Origin of the sequence: Dietzia kunjamensis (assembly GCF_045689975.1) — a bacterium.
GTDB lineage: Bacteria > Actinomycetota > Actinomycetes > Mycobacteriales > Mycobacteriaceae > Dietzia > Dietzia kunjamensis.
This window is the reverse complement of record NZ_CP143297.1, coordinates 2,663,661-2,682,387: the sequence shown is the minus strand read 5'-3', so window position 1 is coordinate 2,682,387 and position 18,727 is coordinate 2,663,661. Positions and strand designations below refer to the sequence as shown.

The window sequence follows — 18,727 nt, the reverse complement described above, 5'->3', positions numbered from 1 at the left end:
CGTCTTTGTTTTCCAGATATTCGGGGCTGAGTAGGATGACGGTAGTACTTATTATAGCTACCCTGTCTACGCTAGCTGGCTTTTTGTTTGTTGAAAACTCGTCGGAGCGATTTTTCAACCTAGACTATATTTTCGCTATCGTCCAGGGCATATTTACGGTGAGTGGCCTAGCGTTACTTGACATCAATGTTCCCGGAAACGACCAATATGTGGTCATTCTGTGTTTGCCATTTTTCATCTACTGTTTCACGAGCTTTGCGATGCGGCTCATGTCAAAGCGTGCGGTTCGTAATCAGACCGGCAAGAACATATCGACTGCGTCAAAAGTCGTTGTGGTTCCTACGAGGAGACGCGTTCTCGTTGTCGGACTTTGCCTGCTTTCGATAGCAGTTGTTTCGGCATACTACATCGCCGTTGGATACAATGTTTTCTTTGATTCGATGATGGCGTCCCTCAGGGGTGACGGACTCGTGGAGGATGTAGCGAGTAGGCGTTTCGATACTTATTCTCAAGACAACTATCTTTTCCCGGGTTATGTAAACCAGTTCAAGAATATCCTGTTGCCAGCCACTTCGGCCGTGATTATTCACTGGATGTACGTACGCGGTTCAAAGTTTCGATTCCTGACTAGCGCTTCCTTGGTGATCATAACCGTATTCGCTCTGTTGGGAACTGGGCAACGCGCAGCGTTTGTCTATGCAGCTGGCGTGGTCGTCGTTTTTGTCTTTTATGTTTCGCCGTCGCTGTTTAGGAGATGGGCTCCACTTGGGGGAATTGCGGCTTTTTCGATGTTTTTGCTTTCGACGTTTTTTCTCGGTCGAGATACAGAACGTTTAGATCTTGCCGAGGGCGCGTTCGAACAAGTCTGGGTTGTAGCCAGTACGGCGATGTCAAGGTTCTTTGTTGTCAGTCAGGAAACTGCACTTATAGCATTTCATTACATCAAAGACTTGCCGATACAGAATGGTCGCGAGTGGCTCGACTCGTTCCGGGGAATTCTGCCGGGGTATTCGGGGTCAACCCTATCTTTCGAGATTTACGAGGTAATGTTCGGCACCGACAGGGGTACGGCTCCCCCCTCTGTGTGGCTTTCCGTGTTCCATAATTTTGGGTGGATTGGGATCGTGGCGGTGCCCGCTGTTCTCGCGGTAGCGGCGCGCTTGTTGGTCAATCAGTTTAATAAGCACCAGGAGGTGAATTCTTTGGAGGCGGTTGGATACGCAGGTGTAAGTGTTATCGCTGGCGTATGGAGCACCGGCAGCCCCATGTTCCTTTTCAATTTCGGTGCTGTGACGTTTGGTTTTCTTTGGATACTGGGCATATTAGAGAGGCGTCAAGCGTCCAGCAGATTGAATTGCCCCAGGTTCCCCGCCGCCTCCCTTTCGAGTCGAGGAGGATGGTTGTATGCGGAAGAGGCCCGATCCCGCAGTCAAGGAGCGGGCGTTGAGGATGGTGGCCGAGCACCGCGGTGAGTCCGGGTCGCTGACGGCCTGCTACGACCAGGTGGGCCGCCGTTTGGGCTGGGCAAGGGAATGGTCCGGAGGTGGGCTGTGCAGGCCGACATCGATGCCGGCGGCCGGCCCGGCGTCAGCACCGATGAGAGAGCCGAGATCAAGCGCCTGAAGGCCGAGAACCGACGGCTGACCGAGGACCTGGAGATCATGCGCAGGGTCTCGATTTTCTTCGCGTCAGTACCAGAATGAGAGTGGCTCGGTGGAGTTGGCTCGTTTCTTCGCTGCCGTAGGTGGCTTGTCCCCGATGTGCCGCTCCGCCGAGCTAGCACCGCCGCTGGAGGTCGTGGCCTGATAGGAGCTTGCTCGCTCGTCCTGCCCCACTGAGGCGTGCCCGATCTCGAACGGCGGTGCCGTACTGCACGCAACATCAGGAGGTCGGCGATGACTGTCATTGGAATTGATGCCCACAAGAATTGGGACACGCTCGTCGCGGTCGACGAGGTCGGCAAGAGACTCGATGTCCTCACGGTCGAGGCTCGGGCTGCTGGGCATCAGAAGATCATGGCGTGGCTCGAGCAGTTCGACGGCGTCTGCATTGCGGTCGAGGACTGCCGGCATCTGACCCGTCGTCTGGAAGCTGACCTGCTCGATACAGGGCACAAGGTGGTGCGAGTCCACACCAGGTTGATGGCAGGTATGCGCCGTTCGGGTCGTGAACTCGGCAAGTCTGATCCGATCGACGCTGAACCCGTTGCACGCGTTGCTCTGCGCGAAGATGACCTACCGACGGCCGAGCTGCCCGGCCCGGCGCGGGAGATCAAGCTGTTGTCCGACCACCGTCGTAGCCTGGTCTCGCGCCGTACCGCAATGCAGTCCAAGGTCCGCTGGTTCCTGCACGAGATTGATCCTGACCTGCAGATACCGTCCCGGGCACTGCGTCGCTACCACTTGCTGGATGAGCTGATCGCACGACTTTACGAACACACCGGGGGGTGGCCGAGATTGCCCGGGATCTCCTGGAGGACATTCGGTCGCTCACGCGGCGGATCAATGAGATCGAGAGCCGCCTGACCAAGCTGGTGCGTGCGGATCACCCACGTCTTCTCGAGGTCCCGGGCCTCGGGGTTCTCGGCGCGGCCACAATTATCGGGGAGACCGCCGGGGTCAGGCGGTTCAAGTCCAAAGACGCCTTCGCCCGTTTCAACGGCACCGCCCCAATTCCCGTCTGGTCGGGCAACAAGGTCCGCGTCAGACTGTCCCGGGGCGGCAACAGGCGCATCAATACCGCGCTGCACATGGCCGCGGTGACCCAGCTGCGACTCGGCGCAGAAGGTACCGCCTACTACGACAAGCTCATCGCCTCCGGCAAGACCCGCACCGAGGCGTTGCGCCTACTCCGCCGCCGCCCATCCGATCGGGTGTTCGCAGCGATGCGGGCAGACGAAACACGGGTCGTGCTCGACGCCACGTCACCTCCTCCACCTGCAGCACCGCAAGCTCCAAACGCTGCTCTCCAGACGGCCGCTTAACGAAGACTTGACATAGGAGCACCAGGAACCAGGGCCGCTGGCGGGTAGATCAAGTGGGTAAATTTAGCGATCCCCGCACAGTAGTTGCGACTCAAAGCTCTACGGTGCGGCAGATAGAGCCTCAAAGCGGGCTGGCGGTAGCGTTCGTAGCTGGGTGTCGGATGCCTGATGTAGGAACCTGCATCTTTACACGGCTTCAGGGCCCTTTCTTCTACGTCTCGCCACGACGTCAGCAAACCCCGCAACGCACGCCGAATCCGAAAGGGGCCACCGATGCCTCCGATAAACTCCCACTTCACGGTCTCTCACTCGGATTCTTCCTCCGACGCTGCGTCGGCACTGCCTTCTGAGAGAATGAGTCGCCGCTCCGTCCTCTCCGTTCTCGGCGGGGCATTTGCAGCGAGCAGCGTTGCAGGCCTCGCAGCCGGATCAGCGTCGGCCCAAAGCCCCACTCCTGCGCAGGACCTAACCGTGACTGCGCTCGGTGCAGTCGGCGACGGTGTCACCGACGACACCGCGGCGTTCGAAGCCGCTATCGCCGCCGCGAACGGAGCCATCATCACAGTTCCGGCAGGCCGGTACCTATTGGGATACCTCACGGTCACTGGCCGGGCGGACTTTCTGTTGGACTCCGGGGCAACTCTTGTTAAAAAGGCTCCGACCGCCACCAACCGAATGATTCAGTTTGATGGCGACTACCTGCGCATCCGGGGCGGCACCATCGACGGTCAGCGCCACCTCCAGACTGCATTCCCCTCGATCGTGTACGGCCAAGTCCAGACGGGTAAAGAGGTCATCTTTGATGGGGTGCACTTCACCCGCGTCTCTCGTACCCCCTTGCAAGCGCGGGAGTTCGGCGGCTACATCCAGATTACTAATTGTGAGTTCACCGACCAAGCGGAACATTCCGGCATCAGCGGCCAGTACCCTACTCTTCTCGACGTGACCTCCGGTCAGGTCGGGGCAAAGGGCCTAATTCGATTCAACCACAACCGCGCCCGATTCGACAGGTCCCCTTCGGTGGACGGGGCGAACCCGGGCGGCATCTTCGTCGCCACTCGACCCGCCGGAATCGCCGACGGGTCGGGAAATTTATCAACCGTCGAAGCCATCGGTAATCACTTCTACGGGTACGGTCTGAACGCCTTCGGCAACGACGTCTCCCCAATCCACACTTACCCGGCGGCCGGTCAGTTACGTGCCATCGGGAATTACTTCGAAAAGTGCGGCTTCTGCGCCATCTCTGCGAAGTCCGCCCAAGACACGATCATCACCGGCAACACGATCGTGGACGGCATCTACTCCTCGAAGAACATCTCCTCCGAAGGTGCGATCTCCTACGCTCCCGGCTACCACGCCTACACCCACCAGAGACCCCGCGGGGTCATCGCCAACAACATTATCGCCAACCCCGGAGGGCTGTCGGTCGCCTCGAAGCAGCACGGCATCGCTGTGATCGGTGCGCAAGGCTCGTTGGCCGACAACGTGGTCGTGGAGGGCAACGTTATTTCTGGGTCGGGGATCGGCGTTTACGTCCGCAACGCCCGGAACGTGTCGATCCTCGGCAACATTATCGATGGCTCGGCGGACGGCACTACCGGGTCCGAGAACGGGATGCGGTTCCAGAACACTATCGAGGGACAGTTCACCATCGCCAACAACACCGTTAACGCCCGCAACGGCATCGGCATCAACCTCCACGACGCAGATTCCACCGGTGCCACGTTCACTTTGACCGGGAACACGGTGAAGCAAACATCCACCTCGGCCGCGATAAACATGCGGGGAGCGAAGGTGGTGAAGATGAGCGGCAACACGCTCGACGCCGCCACCAGGGCAATGTGGGTCGGGGCAGACACCTCGGCCAGGAACATCGGACACTTCGCATACGATTCGACTAACACCATCGTCTCCGGATCAGCGACAATCCAATGGGGTCAAATTGCGAAAGCTACCGGGCAGCTGTTCGGCGCCGGCTCCCCCCTTGGGGTAATAACCCCCGGCGAACCGGGCACCACCTACCGACGCACGGACGGTCGGGAGAACACACTATGGATTGCCCGCGACGCCGGTGCAGCCTGGTGGACCCCGGTAGTAGATCAGGGCGTCGGCACACCAACCATCGTCGTTGGTTCGGCAGCGGGGGCTGGAGCCACGGCCAAGATCACCGGCACCGACAACGCGGGCGTCATAGAAGTCACCCCGGGCAATGGTGGCAGCCCCGGCGGCATCTGCGCCGTAACCTTCTCGCAGGTGCGGCGCGAGAACCCCAGGGCAATAATGCTGATGGCCGGATCAACAGCGGCAGCAGCCGCAGCGAACAGCGTGGCAGTGTTCCCAACGTCGATGAGCACCACCCAGTTCTTGGTCTCGGCGACCGGGTCGGGGCTCGGCGCAGGACTGCACAGCTGGCACTACATCGTCCTGTAACTGCCGATTATAGGCAGCTCGGCGTTCAAGCCGGCTCACGCCGTATTCACCTGCAGCGAGTCCGTGTGCGACGAATTGAATCGCACTGGATCCATCGGAGGGTTCCGATCTAACAAGGAAGACTGGAACCCATGGCAGCACCACGAAAGTTCGACGCTGAGACCCGGGAGCGGGCGGTCCGGATGTATTAGGAGCACTTGGCGGATGCGCAGTGCTCCAAGGTCGCCGCTCGCACCCACGTCGGGTCACTGCTGGGCGTGAACCCGTGTCAAGGGACATTGGGATCTCCCTGTGGGCGGTCAGTTCATCTCCCTGCTCGCGGACAGCTGATCTCCCTGTGCGCGGTCAGTTGATCTCCCTGGTGGTCGGTTAGTGCAATGGGACCACCCCTTTGCCGGCGGTGGCTTCGGCGAGCCGGAGGGAGGTGCCTTCGGTGATGATGACGTGGGCGTGGTGCAGGAGTCGGTCCACGGCGGCGGTGGCCAGGGTTTTGGGCATGAAGGTGTCGAATCCTGCGGGGTGTAGGTTGCTGGTGGCCGCCAGGCTGCGGCGTTCGTAGGTGGCATCGACCAGGCGGTAGAACGCCTCTGCGGCGGCTTGACCTGCGGGCAACATCCCGATGTCGTCGACGACGATGAGTTCAGCCCTGGTGATGCGGGCGATGACTTTGCCGGCGGAGCCGTCCACGTTGGCGCGTGCCAGGGCTTCGGTCAGTGATTCGAGGGTGAACCAGGAGACCCGCATGCCGGCGTCGATGACGTTGTGGGCCAGGGCCTCGACGAAGTGTGTCTTTCCGGTGCCTGAGGGGCCACTGATGGCGAGGTTCTCGGCTCGGTGGACCCATTCCAGTCCGGCGAGCGCTGACTGGGTCGGCGCGGGGATGGAGGAGTCGGCTTCGCGCCAGGAGTCGAACGTCTTGCCGGCGGGGAGTCCGGCGGTCTTGCGGCGGGCGGCTTTGGTGGCCTCGTCTCGTCCGCGGATCTCCTCGGCGAGCAGGACCCGCAGCAGTTCGGTGGGGTCCCAGCGTTGGGCTCGGGCGGTGGCCAGGACCTCGGGGGCGGCGGCCCGCAGGTAGGGCATGCGCATTCGTTTGAGTACCGCGGTCAGGTCCTCGGGCAGTGGCACCGCTGGCGTGGTGGTCGGTGTGCTCATCGGGCGGTGTCCTCTCGGGTGCCCAAGCCGGCCCAGGCTCCTGTGCCGGGCTGTACGGAGTGGGCTTCGTCGGCGATGACCAGGTCCGCACCGGTCGCGCCGGTGGCCAGGTGCCGGACGATTGCTGCGACGTCGCCGTCGGCGAATCGTCCGGCCGCGGCAGCAATCCGGCCCTTCCGGATCCGGAGTGCGTAGCTGGGGTTCGCCGGTGATGCGGTGAGGCACAAGATGTAGGGGTCCTGGGGCGTGTGAAGATGCAAGTTCCTACACCAGCACTTCGCATCCCCAGGACCCGCTCTGAACGCTACCGCCAGCCTGCTTGCCGACACCATCTGCCGCACCGTCGAGCTCGGGGTGACCATCACTGACGCCGCTGTGGCCGACGAGCTCACGCACCTGTTCTGCGCCCCGGTCACACTGGACCCGATCTGCGCCGAGTGCGGGATGGCGGGGCGCCTGCGAGACCACGTCCAGCGGAAGGTCACGGATCTACCGATCGTGGGTCACCCCACGAGGCTGCATGTGCGGGTACCGCGTTTTACCTGCGACAACACCTAGTGCGCTACGAGGATTTTCCAGCAGCGGATGCCGGCGTTGGCTGAGCCGAGGGCCAAGACAACCCGCCGTTGCAGCCGCTGGATCCTGCAGCGTCTGGCGATCGACCGCACCAGCGTGTCCGCGGTCGCCAAGGCCCTCGGGCTGGGGTGGGATCTGGTCAATGACCTGGCGGTCTCGGAGGTTCGCGCCATGGTCTACGAGCAGCCCGGACACTTCGATGGCGTCCGCGTTCTCGGTGTCGATGAGCACAAGTGGAAGCACGTGCGCGGCGACGGCAGCAGTGCGTTCGTCACCGTGCTGGTCGACCTCACCCCGGTCGTGGACGGCACTGGCCCGTCGCGCCTGCTGGACATGGTCCCGGGGCGTTCGGCGAAGGTGCTCACCGAGTGGCTCGACGCCCGCGACCAGGTGTTTCGAGATCGAGTCAAGGTGGTGACGATGGACGGGTTCGCCGGCTACCACACCGCCGCGGCCAAAGCCGTCCCCGAAGCACGGACGGTGATGGATCCGTTCCACGTCGTGCATCTTGCCGCCGACAAGCTCACCGTGTGCCGCCAACGCATCCAGCAGGCCACCACCGGGCACCGGGGACGGGCCGGTGACCCCCTGTACGGGATCCGTCGCATCCTGCGCACCCGCGCTGAGCTGTTGACCGACAAGCAGAAGGTCCGCCTGTTCAAGGCGTTCACGGCCAATGACGCGCACCTAGCGGTGGAGGCCACCTACGGCGTCTACCAGCGGCTCATCGCCGCCTACGAGGCCTCGGGCAAGCGGGAGGGCAAGATCGCGATGTACAAGCTCCTCAAGTCGATCCGGGCCGGTGTGCCAACGGAGCTGCCCGAGCTCGCCCAGCTGGGCCGGTCGCTATGGAAGCGCCGCCGCGAGATCCTCGCCTACTTCGACGTGGGCGCCTCCAACGGACCCGTCGAGGCCATCAACGGCCGGCTCGAACACCTCCGCGGAATCGCCCTGGGCTTCCGGAACCTCAAGCACTACATCTTGCGGTCACTAATCCACTCCGGACAGCTGCGGGATCGGATCAATGCACTCTGAATCCGGAAGAGCCGGCTATGGCACTGCCTGCGCCGCCGTGGTCGCGACGTCGGCCGCGACCAGGTCGCCCGCCTAATGGGCATCTGCGGTATTGCCGGCATTGTGCGAGGTAAGCGGCGAACAGTCGCTACTGGGTGCTTCGCGAGCCTTGGACAGCTTCGTGTTCGACATGACGATTCAACGCGTGGCGACATAGGGTCCATTGAGCGAGGTAACACAACGCTGACCATGCCGAATACGCGAACACGGCCACGCTGATACCAAGATCTGTAAAGTGGCAGAAAAAGAATGTTCCGAAAATCCCGGACAATCGTAGTGCATCAAGTGCGAGCTGGGTCCCCTGACGTTCGAGCACTATTAAGGTCTGGGCCAACGGGGCTGCTACGAACCGCGTGACAAGGAGTGGCACCATTGCGACTGCAAGTATGCCCGCGTGTTCCCATTGGTCGCCAAGGATTAGGGGGAATAGCGGCCGTGCAAAGAGCGCGACCACCGCTCCGATTGCCAGCGCACCGGCACATAGCCATAATGAAGTTCTGCGAAATAGCAGGTTCGATTTTCCCGATCCATTACGGATGTCGGAAGCAAAATCTCCTAGAAATACTTGACCCACGGCAGTGCCTACGAGCACCAAGGGGGCACCTAGCACCAATTGGGCCATTGCGAATTGGCCTGCGTCCGTCCCACTAAAAAGTACCGAAACTATTGGGATCGCAATCTGTAGTGAAGCAGTATTTAGCAGTCCAGCTACAGTTCCGAGAGTCAAAACTCGCCTATATCTGCAAATTAGATTGCCGAGGCGATCGATGAACTCGTCGATTTTAACTGGTTGAAGATCGGTGTGGATCGCCTTGGCCGGCGAAACTAATCCGAAAATCCGACCGATGGATGCCGCAGCTGTCAACGACACCGGTGAAGCTGTCCAAGCGCCAAGCATCACCTGCAGCAAGGCTGTAACAGATGGTTGAAGAATATTTCGTGAGCAGACCACGGTGTAGTTTCGTTGCCTAACGCTAAACTGGAGCAATATAGTTCCCCATGCAATGGCAAGAGTTAGACAAGGGATTGCCCACCAGAGGTGGACAAAACTGAAATCTAAGGAGAATACTATAGTGCAGTAGACGCAAGTGGCGATCGCTATGAGTGTAATGGAGATTAGCAGTCCCCCGGTAGCGAAAATTGCAGCATCCCGGTCGTCTTTCGGAAGTGTTACCGCACGGTCAATTCTAGCCGTAGCGACACTTGCTGCAATGAAACCAATTGCAAGACAAGCGGAGAAGTACCCAACATCAGCTGGTGAGTATTGTCGAGACACTATCGGGATGGCTGCGAGGCTGAATAGCTGTCCTATAATTGCAGCCACCGTTATCGAAGACGTAGGTCGACTGTTGATCATTGAATTAATTATTCTGATCATCTAGCTGCCTCTCGAGGCGCTCACCATCTTGGTCCATGGCGCAGCGGCTTGTGCTTGTTAACCCGCCGGTCTAGACATGTTGTTGCGCTGCAGATTTGCGAGGTAGTGGAGGCCGCATTTGCCTCTCGAATAGGATCGACTATCTGTACCCATCAGTCACTTTCGAAGTGAACGGCTGATTTCTAGGTCAACCGCCCGCAGCTCGTCTTGGAGACGTTTAACGATAGCGGACGTCTCGACACATAGGTTGGAAATTACGCTGGGTGAAAGAGTACGCAGCGCAGCGGATGGGCCCGAAGCGGGCGGCGACACCCAGGTGAATCCAAGGTGGGGGAGGTGTCTAGCAATCTTTATGCTGGCAGTTGGGCCCCATGCTGCTGGCGCAGCACCCTCCGTTGCCGCCATGATGAGGCAGTGAAGTCGATCACTGATTACAAGAGCAGAACGTCGATATATGCTTCGGACCTGGAACTCTTGGTTGTAATGGTTATCGGAATTCCAGCCGACATGTATCGCATCTAGCGCGGTCGCCAGATCGCGGCTCAGATCCATATCCTCTTTCACTTGGCAGGCGACCGCGACTTTAAGGCCGAGTCTATCCGCAGTCGTTCGAACTTCAGTCACCCACTCTAAGTCTGGCTTGCTGCGATCTCCCCTAAGCGACACGGTCAGTAAATCACGGTTTGAGTCAGCCAATCCCGAACAGACTTTAAACGCCCAGTCCGGCATTGTCTCTGATGTTGGCATAATTTTCGGAGTATGAATATCGCGCCATTTCGCGAGTGATGCCATTCTTGCTAGAGCCGCATAGATCCAAGTCCTGCCAAGTTTAACTTCGGGAACCGCCGCGCCGAGCCACAGAACCGTTCCTCGACGGATCCTGGTAATGAGACAAAGCGGAAGCAGTAAGAGATTTATTAGTATATAGCGCGGAGATAGCGTGTACTCACCAGCATTGAGTGCGATGCAGGAATGACCGCGCCATGCCGAATTTAGGGCGGCTAAGTACCACCTAATAAATTTCGAGTATTCGGTGTCGTGCTCGGTTAATCCTAGCCCAGCTGTGTAACCAGATTTTGGCGTTCCAGTCCAAATTACCAAACTCCGATTGGTGGAGCGGAGCGAACTCAGATATTCGCGCCTGAGCGCGGAGTCGCCAACGTTCCTGGCATGGCCGCTTAGGTGCGCGAATATCGTTGCTGGTTCGTTTCGACGCATTATTCAACACCCAATCCATTGAGGCCGACATCTGGTTGAAGGCGTTTGTAAGAGCGCAGAGTGTGCATATAGTAGGTCTTGATGTCGTTGAGTGGGATCACTTTCCGCGCCACCCAGTCGCCGCCACACCTAGTTTTTGGCGGATGCGCCAAAGTGCGGGATTTGACATAGACGAGATTGCGACACGGTCGATTAAAGGTAGATCCTTGCACCAGAGAATCTTCAAAGTTTGCCTAGCGTACCGAAGTTGTTCGGCTGCGGCGAATGCCTGCAGTTTTTTACGGGATGCTTCTGATAGGGGCAGATCTGATTCGAGAAGGAGATCTAGGGCTTGGTAGCGCGAGTGGATGGCCTTGGTCATTTCGTCGAATGACTTGTGGCGTGGATTAGAATTGTTGGAATGAATTCTATAGAAAATGACTGGAGTCTGTAAGTGTATAACGCTTTGCGCGCATCCTGCCGCAGCGTTTCCTAACCATATGTCTTCAGATGGCAAATCTGTAGGGATAGGAAAAATCAGGTTTGCTAGAGCGCGTGAATAGGTTGCTCCAGGGCTGGATTGGCTGCCGTATTGTCCTCGCGGTATGGGCGACGATATTGCTGCCCCGTTTTGATCGATAACCTGTAGTTTTGCGAATACGACTGCGAATGGGTCTGCCTCTCGGAAGGCGGACTCTCGGTCGGTAAGGGAACTTGGGGTCAAGAAATCGTCGCCACCAACATGGCAAATTAAGTCCCCGGTAGATTTAGAGAACGCTAGGTTGAAAGCATGTACTTTCCCCAGCTTTACCCTTAGTGACACGGGCTTTATTCGGTCGTCCTTTGCTGCCCAGTTTTCTATTATTGATGCCGAGTTATCCGTGGAGCCATCATCGATGAGTAATGCCTCCCAGTCCTGGTGCGTTTGCGCCACTAGGCTGGCCAGCATGTCGTTCAGAAACAATTCTTCGTTATAGACTGGACAAATAAGAGAAAACTTCATTGGTCGGAACAATCCTTGTCGGGGTCGGTACTCGATCAAATTCCGCGGCCTAGGGCGCGGTAGGTCCAGCCGGCGTCGCGCCAACGGTCCGCGGGCATGCAGTTGCGGCCGTCGAGCAGGATCCGGCCACGGGCAACAGTGGCTACGGTGGCCGGGTCCGTTTGCACGAACTCGCACCATTCGGTGGCCACCAGCACCACGTCGGCGCCCTCGCAGGCGGCCAATGCGGAATCTGCGTACGTCAGGGTCGGGAACAGCGCCCGAGCGTTGTCCAGGGCCTGCGGGTCATAGACCACGGCGCTGGCGCCCTTGAGCGAGAGCATCCCGGCCACGTTCAGGGCCGGGGAGTCCCGCACGTCGTCGGAGTTCGGCTTGAACGCCGCGCCTAGTACTGCGACGGTTCGCCCCAGCAGGGTTCCGCCGCACGCCTCTACCGTCAGATCGACCAAGCGCTGCCGCTGGCGCATGTTGATCGAGTCGACCTCCCGCAGCAACGTCATGACCTGATCCGCGCCCAGTTCCCCGGCACGTGCCATGAAGGCGCGGATGTCCTTGGGTAGGCAACCCCCACCGAACCCGAGCCCGGCGCCGAGGAACTTCCGGCCGATCCGCGGGTCCATCCCGATCGCGTCGGCCAGCACCGTCACATCGGCACCGGCAGCCTCACACACCTCGGACACTGCGTTGATGAAGCTGATCTTGGTGGCCAGGAAAGCGTTCGCACTGACCTTGACCAGCTCGGAGGTGGCCAGGTCGGTGACGATCACCGGGCACGGGTCCGACTCGAGGATAGGCGCGTACGCCTCCTCCACCAGATCGCGGGCCAGACTCTGCTCCTCCGAACCACCTGGCAGGCCGATCACGATCCGGTCCGGCGTCAACGTATCCCGGACTGCGAATCCCTCACGCAGAAACTCCGGATTCCACACCACCTCGGCCCGGACCCCACCGGGTACGTGCCAGTCGGCGATCCCCTGCAGCCGCACCGCCGTGCTCACGGGGACCGTCGACTTGCCGACCAGCACCGCGTCTCGCGTCAGCAGCGGGGACAGCCGCGCCACCACGTCCTCGACATGTGAGGTGTCGGCGGCGAACTCGCCCTTGCGTTGCGGTGTGCCCACGCCGATGAAGTGCAGGTCAGCGAACTCGGCAGCCTCGGCGTAGTCGGTGGTGAACCGCAGCCGGCCGGACTCCACATGCCGAAGGAGAATCTCCGGCAGTCCCGGCTCGTAGAAGGGCACCTCGCCCCGCCGTAGCCGATCGATCTTGTTCTCGTCGATATCCACCCCGAGCACCTCATGACCCAGCTCCGCCATGCAGGCGGCGTGGGTGGCGCCGAGGTACCCAGTCCCAAACACGGTCATACGCATTTTCTGTAGGTCCTAATCAGTAGGTAGCTAGAGGAGACGGATTGGTCGCTGAGCGCCTCAGACTCGAATCCCGTCCCACAAGTGATGGCGGCGGGCTGTCGAGAGTATGAACTTCACCACTCGCTCTGAGGTATTGTCGTTAAGGTAGTCATCGGGAGTGAGGTAGCTCACACCGTCTCGCGTGTAGCCGGAATCAAGGGCGACCTGAACCGCTGTGACCACGTCATCTGCGTGAAGCCCGGTCATCAAGATGCCGCCGGTGTCCAGGGCCTCGGGTCGCTCGATCGAATCGCGGAGCGTGACAGCGGGGAAGCCAAGAATTGACGACTCCTCAGCGATGGTTCCGGAGTCCGACAGACAGCAGGCTGCGGAGAGCTGAAGCTTGTTGTAGTCGTGGAACCCAAGCGGTTCGGAGAAGGTAATGCCCTCCGGTTCCGACCAGTCCGGTAGTGCCTCGAGCCGCTTACGGGTACGAGGATGGGTGGAGACGAATACCGGGAGGCCGTAGTGAGCATAGACTGCGGTCAGGCAATTGAGCAGCATCTGAAGGCGCCCGGGGGAGTCCACATTCTCCTCGCGATGAGCTGAAACGAGAAAGTACTTGCCCTCCTCAAGCCCCTTGTCGGCCAGGACCGTGGAGGAATTGATCTGTCCGCGGTAAGCGTTGAGCACCTCCCGCATCGGCGAACCCGTCTTTAGTATTCGGCGGGGATGCAGCCCTTCGGCCAGGAGGTTCCTGCGGGCGTGCTCTGTGTAGACGAGATTGAAGTCGGACACGTGGTCGACCATGCGCCGGTTGGTCTCCTCCGGCACGTTTAGGTCAAAGCAGCGATTACCCGCCTCCATGTGATAGGTCGGAATCCGCATTCGGCGAGCCATGAGGGCCGCGATGCAGGAGTTCGTGTCACCGAGGACTAGCACGGCATCGGGCGACTCATCCCGCATGACCTTTTCTGCAGCGATCAACGTGCCACCGAGAACGGCGCCGAGGCTGGACGTATCTACGCCGAGCATGTGGTCGGGCTGGCGAATCCCCAGGTCATCGAAGAAGACTTGGTTGAGGGTGTAGTCGTAGTTCTGGCCGGTGTGAACCAAGACGTGATCGATTCCGGCGGTCGCATCCAGGCGATGGATGACACGGGCCAAACGGATGAGTTCAGGGCGGGTGCCCACGACGGTCATAATTTTCACTGCTCTGACTCCTTGGCAGTGCGGCGGACGGGCTCCGCGAATGTGTCAGGTGCGTCCGGGCGGAAGAGTTCGTGGCTCCAGAACTGTGTGAGCAACACGTCGTCGCCGGTGTTGGTGATGTTGTGAACCCATCCCACCGGCATGTCGATCGCGACCGGCGGCTCACCGGAGACCTCAAAGTCCAGGACATCGTCCTCGAACATCTTTCGAAGGCTGATGCGTGCCTTGCCCTGGATGACGGCAAATCGCTCGATCTTGGCCAGGTGGTAATGCTCGCCGCGGGTGATCCCCGGAACAGTGGTGCTGAAGGAGGACTGGCCTTCGCCGCCACGGCAGCGGACCGTCTCCACAAATGAGCCACGCGGGTCCGAGTGTGGAACGAGAGAAATCGGATAATGCTCGGGGAAGAGTCCGGTTCGATAGGTGTTGAACAGGTCGATCCGGAACTTCGAACTGAGGTCAGGGATCTCGCCGATCGGTACATACGATCGATGAAACTCCTGCAGGAGTTCCCACACCGCAACGACACCGGTGAGCTCACCGGTGGGCCGGAGCATGTCCTCCGTGGTGTCGAGGGCGTCCATCAGGTACTCTGCCGCATCCTGGGCGTGGAGGAGCTCCACGGGATTGTCATTGATCTGCGGGGTCTCGCCGTTGATGACGGACTTGACGAACGTGGCGACGAAGGAGTTGTAATTGGGAGCTCCGTGTTCGCCGAAAAGGTTGGGCAAACGAACGTCGACAAAGTGTCCGCCGAGGGCGCGGGTGGCCTCAGCGATCTGATTCTGGGCGGCCAGCTTGCCACGACCGTAAGCGTTGTCACGCTCCACCTGAATGGTGCCAGCCATGGCGACTCGAAGGGCCCGGCCGGAAGCGGTAACGGCAGCAGCGAGATCGGCACCGAGCTGGATGTTGCCTTGCTCCACGGCGTCGTCACTATCAGCTCGGTTGACTCCCGCAATATGGATAACCGCATCCGCGTCTGCGACGAGGTCGGTGAGATCTGACCAATTTTCCCGGGTGACGGGGTGAACCTCGTGGTCGGTCAGCGCTGCGAGGCGGAGGCGTGTGTGCCAGCCGAGAAAACCGCCGGCACCGGTAATGACGATCTTCATCTATTGACCTCCGCCAGGACCTGCTGAATTTCTGGCAGTGCCGTGATCATCGCGGCCGTGTCCTTGACGGTCATCTGCTCGGTGTTGTTTGAATCGAAGTCCCGGGCCTCGCGGGCGCCGGAATCTCCTTCGTCCTCGTAGACCGAGTACTGGAGAGAGCGGGCATCAAGCGGCACCTTGAAGTAGTTGCCCTGATCGGTGGCTTTGACCATCTCCTCACGCGAGAGCAGCGTCTCGTACATCTTCTCGCCGTGGCGCATGCCAATCTTGACTATCTCTGGCTCGTTAATGCCCATGACGAGGGCGGTGGCCCGAGCGAGCGTGTCGACTGTGCAGGCCGGAGCCTTCTTGACGAACAGGTCGCCGGGCTCGGCGTGAAAGAACGCGTGTTCAACAAGATCGACGGACTCCTGGAGGCTCATGAGGAACCGAGTCATGGAGCCCTCTGTGAGGGTGAGCGGCTTGCCCTCACGGATCTGCCGGACGAATAGTGGAATTACGGAACCGCGTGAGTACATCACGTTGCCGTACCGGGTGATAGACACCGTGGTCTCGGACTTGGGGTTGTTGCGGGCGAATGCCTGCGCGGTCTTCTCCATGAGAGCCTTGGACATGCCCATCGCGTTGACCGGGTACACGGCCTTGTCCGTGGATAGGCAGACGAGCGACTTGACGCCTTGCTTGTGGGCGGCGTTGATGACGTTGCGGCTGCCATCGACGTTGGTCTTGACCGCCTGGTCAGGGAAGAACTCGCACGACGGGACCTGCTTGAGGGCTGCGGCATGGAACGCGAAGTCGGCCCCGACGAACGCGCTCTCCACGCTCTCCTGATCACGCACATCCCCGATAAAGAACTTAAGGCGAGGCTCGTCCATCTTGGATCGCATCTCGTCCTGCTTCGCCTCGTCACGGCTAAAGATGTTCACCTGGTCCACCCCGAGGGCGAGCAAGTGTTGGGCCATGGTCGACCCGAACGATCCTGTCCCTCCGGTGATCGCGACTGTAGCTCCGGTGAGGGAGATCATTCAGTGTCCTTCCAGTCTGTGTCTTCGGCAAGTCTACGGCCAAGTTCTCGCCATGCTTCTGGGCCCTTCTTGGCCGTCCATCCTGCCTGGGTCAACCAACTAACAGCCTGGTACTGCCCAAACCACAGCATCTCCAGGCGACGAGCATGGCCGAGCAGGGACGGCAGAACCCGGCCGCCTGCAAAACCCAATGCCACAGTGACGCGCGCAAATGATCTGGGGAGGACCATAGGCTTTTTTCCCCCAAGGTTCTCCAGCAAACTTCTAGTCGTCAGACCTTCAGAAGGGTGTGCAACGATCCTTGGAGGAGTTTGCTCGCAAGTGGCGAGATACGCGATCGCATCGGCGACGTTCTCGATAAGCGCCTGGGCGCTGTTGTTTGACCCATCTGCGGCTACGGTCGCAAACCGAGATCGGGCTAGGCGCGCAATTGTCTTGGTGACTTGCCTGTCTGCGCCATGGACGCCTGGCGGTCGGTAGATCACGGTGTTCTTGAACTTAAGGACGTTCGATTCTCCTGCGGCTTTTGACTCAGAGTACGGCGAAAAAGGCCGGGTAGTAGAACTTGAATCGAGGGCGGGGGCTCTACCCTGAACGGCCGCGCTGCTTACGTGGACAAATCTCACACCAGCAGCTGAGCATGCATCTGCCAACAAGCCTGGAAGGGAACTATTAGCAGCCATCAGCAAACTTGTGCTGGTGCCAGTTGCGTCGGGAACGCCAGCGGCATTGATAACTGCTTGGCACCGAGCCGCTGCCTTGAGTAACTCGGTCATTGCGTTTTCAGATTCCGGCAGCATCGTAGCTGGGTTTATTCGGGGGGTTGTTATTCGATGTGCCACATGGCCGTTTGCTTCGAGTGCACTACATACGGCTGAACCTACAAAACCGGTGGAACCTAATACCAATACACTGGACAATGGGCTCACCGACGCTTCCGGTGTTGTTCCAGCATCGTTACTAGCGCGTCTCCGGCCGCTTTTTCAGAAAACTCCTCTAGATAAAAATCTCTCGCCCGATGCCCCATGGCAGCCCTCGACGCCGGAGGCAAGTCGGCCATGTGTGTAATCGCAGCTGCAAGGGAGTCAGGGTTTCCTGGCTGCACCGTCAAGCCGCAGTTCGCGCGTTCCACGACAGCCGCCGCGTCCCCGGCTACCGCTGCGATGATTGGCTGTTGTGCAGCCATGTTGGCCTGGACCTTGCTGGGCATCGTGACTCGATAGAGGGGGACGTCCTTGAGCGACACTAGCTGTGTATCGGCCAGGGCGAGAATATCTGACATTCGTTCGAAAGGTTGCGGGTCCACAAACGTCACGTTGTCGAGGCCCAGTTCGTGTACGTGTCGCTTCAGTGCGTCCTTGCGCACGCCGTCACCAACTAGAGCGATGCCAATGTCCGTTCGAGACCGAAGGAGCTCAGCCGATCTGATGAGGACATCAAGGTTCTGCATCTCGCCGTGATTGCCCGCATACATGAGATTAAAATTCCGTCGAATCCCAAGGTCGTTGGCCAACTCAGCGTCTCGCGGAACCGGACGAAACGACCCTTCTTCAGCCCAGTTCGGAATGACGCTGATCTTATCAACCGGCACGCCCCGATCTACTAACAGGTTAACCATTCCCGGTGAGATCACTGCAATGTGGGCAGCATTCTTATAGACGATATTGCAGTACGCATGAAGAATCTTCTCCATTTTAGAGCCGGTCGAGTTACCAACGAAGCCGCTTGAGGTTACCGTATCTGGCCAGAGGTCCTGGATCTGAAGGACATAGGGGGTCCCTCTCAGTGCTCGCAGCGGGACTGCTGCAGTCGCGACGGTGGCGGGCGATGAATAAACAAAAACTACTTCCGAATTTCTCAGTACGGCAGGCGCTGCGAGCGTGGACGAAGCTGCGAAACTCAGGTAATTTGCCATCCGTCGAGCGGCGCTGTCGTCATGGCTCGGGTAGATCGGAACCCGGTGGACGTTGGTTCCCCGAATTCCCTCCCTCATATAAGGGCGAATGTCGTACCCGTCGAAAACCTTGCCTGCAGGGTAGATCGGGAACCCGGTTAGTACGTCGACTTGGTGGCCGCGCGACTGGAGCGCCCGCGCGATCGTTCCTGGACCCGCAGCAGCCCCGCCTTCAGGGTCGAACCAGTGGCTCAGCATTCCGATTTTCACGTCTCGCTGCGACCTGCTTTCTGGTGGTAAGTCCCGCTGACGGCGGGGCGGTGCGGACGTTGGCGGGCA

14 protein-coding genes and 3 pseudogenes are annotated in these 18,727 nt (G+C 59.6%); 8 read left to right on the top strand and 9 right to left on the bottom strand.

Translation table 11 applies throughout. The features are described from left to right. Positions 1–35 precede the first annotated feature (35 nt). The 6 genes and pseudogenes from VZF99_RS12590 to VZF99_RS12565 all read left to right on the top strand — a co-directional run. Positions 36–1,472: an oligosaccharide repeat unit polymerase gene (locus VZF99_RS12590; RefSeq protein ID WP_407334939.1), complete on the top strand. Its 1,437-nt coding sequence runs from the start codon at positions 36–38 to the stop codon at positions 1,470–1,472. A 78-nt stretch (positions 1,473–1,550) separates the two neighbouring features. After that, the gene (locus tag VZF99_RS12585; protein ID WP_407334938.1) at positions 1,551–1,703 is read left to right on the top strand and encodes a hypothetical protein; all 153 of its coding nucleotides are present in this window, start codon (positions 1,551–1,553) and stop codon (positions 1,701–1,703) included. Between the two features lie 192 nt (positions 1,704–1,895). Then, positions 1,896–2,525, top strand: a complete 630-nt coding sequence (locus VZF99_RS12580) for a transposase (RefSeq protein WP_407334937.1) — start codon at positions 1,896–1,898, stop codon at positions 2,523–2,525. Further along, complete coding sequence (locus tag VZF99_RS12575; RefSeq protein WP_407334936.1) at positions 2,447–2,983, top strand: transposase; 537 nt, start codon at positions 2,447–2,449, stop codon at positions 2,981–2,983. Before VZF99_RS12580 ends, VZF99_RS12575 begins: the two co-directional genes overlap by 79 nt. 471 nt (positions 2,984–3,454) lie before the next feature. Continuing rightward, positions 3,455–5,413, top strand: a complete 1,959-nt coding sequence (locus tag VZF99_RS12570; protein ID WP_407334935.1) for a right-handed parallel beta-helix repeat-containing protein — start codon at positions 3,455–3,457, stop codon at positions 5,411–5,413. A gap of 131 nt (positions 5,414–5,544) precedes the next feature. Then, a pseudogene (locus tag VZF99_RS12565) lies at positions 5,545–5,679 on the top strand (IS3 family transposase); the annotation flags it as partial. A 103-nt stretch (positions 5,680–5,782) separates the two neighbouring features. On the opposite strand, the gene istB reads toward VZF99_RS12565, so the two are convergent. Beyond that, positions 5,783–6,565: an IS21-like element helper ATPase IstB gene (gene istB, locus VZF99_RS12560; protein ID WP_407334934.1), complete on the bottom strand. Its 783-nt coding sequence runs from the start codon at positions 6,563–6,565 to the stop codon at positions 5,783–5,785. A 297-nt stretch (positions 6,566–6,862) separates the two neighbouring features. Between istB and VZF99_RS12555 the strand changes: the two are divergent. After that, positions 6,863–8,176: pseudogene (locus VZF99_RS12555) on the top strand (ISL3 family transposase). A 39-nt stretch (positions 8,177–8,215) separates the two neighbouring features. Next, positions 8,216–8,308 (top strand): annotated as a pseudogene (locus VZF99_RS12550) (hypothetical protein); the annotation flags it as partial. Here the strand turns inward: VZF99_RS12550 and VZF99_RS12545 are convergent. The 8 genes from VZF99_RS12545 to VZF99_RS12510 all read right to left on the bottom strand — a co-directional run bounded on the left by VZF99_RS12545 (position 8,304) and on the right by VZF99_RS12510 (position 18,658). Further along, a complete protein-coding gene (locus tag VZF99_RS12545) occupies positions 8,304–9,113 on the bottom strand; it encodes a lipopolysaccharide biosynthesis protein (protein WP_407336128.1) in 810 nt (269 codons plus the stop codon). The pseudogene VZF99_RS12550 and the gene VZF99_RS12545 overlap by 5 nt on opposite strands. A gap of 1,795 nt (positions 9,114–10,908) precedes the next feature. Beyond that, a complete protein-coding gene (locus VZF99_RS12540) occupies positions 10,909–11,793 on the bottom strand; it encodes a glycosyltransferase family 2 protein (RefSeq protein ID WP_407334933.1) in 885 nt (294 codons plus the stop codon). Between the two features lie 35 nt (positions 11,794–11,828). After that, positions 11,829–13,163, bottom strand: a complete 1,335-nt coding sequence (locus tag VZF99_RS12535; RefSeq protein ID WP_407334932.1) for a UDP-glucose dehydrogenase family protein — start codon at positions 13,161–13,163, stop codon at positions 11,829–11,831. 57 nt (positions 13,164–13,220) lie between these two features. Then, positions 13,221–14,345: a non-hydrolyzing UDP-N-acetylglucosamine 2-epimerase gene (gene wecB, locus VZF99_RS12530; RefSeq protein WP_407336127.1), complete on the bottom strand. Its 1,125-nt coding sequence runs from the start codon at positions 14,343–14,345 to the stop codon at positions 13,221–13,223. 5 nt (positions 14,346–14,350) lie between these two features. Then, entirely contained in the window at positions 14,351–15,469 is a 1,119-nt protein-coding gene (locus VZF99_RS12525; protein WP_407334931.1) for an NAD-dependent epimerase/dehydratase family protein, read from the bottom strand. Next, the gene (locus VZF99_RS12520; protein WP_407334930.1) at positions 15,466–16,494 is read right to left on the bottom strand and encodes a polysaccharide biosynthesis protein; all 1,029 of its coding nucleotides are present in this window, start codon (positions 16,492–16,494) and stop codon (positions 15,466–15,468) included. Before VZF99_RS12520 ends, VZF99_RS12525 begins: the two co-directional genes overlap by 4 nt. Continuing rightward, positions 16,491–17,423, bottom strand: coding sequence for an NAD-dependent epimerase/dehydratase family protein (locus VZF99_RS12515; protein WP_407334929.1), 933 nt, complete (start codon positions 17,421–17,423; stop codon positions 16,491–16,493). The genes VZF99_RS12520 and VZF99_RS12515 overlap by 4 nt, the downstream gene beginning before the upstream one ends. Beyond that, complete coding sequence (locus VZF99_RS12510; RefSeq protein ID WP_407334928.1) at positions 17,420–18,658, bottom strand: glycosyltransferase family 4 protein; 1,239 nt, start codon at positions 18,656–18,658, stop codon at positions 17,420–17,422. The genes VZF99_RS12515 and VZF99_RS12510 overlap by 4 nt, the downstream gene beginning before the upstream one ends. Positions 18,659–18,727: the final 69 nt, after the last annotated feature.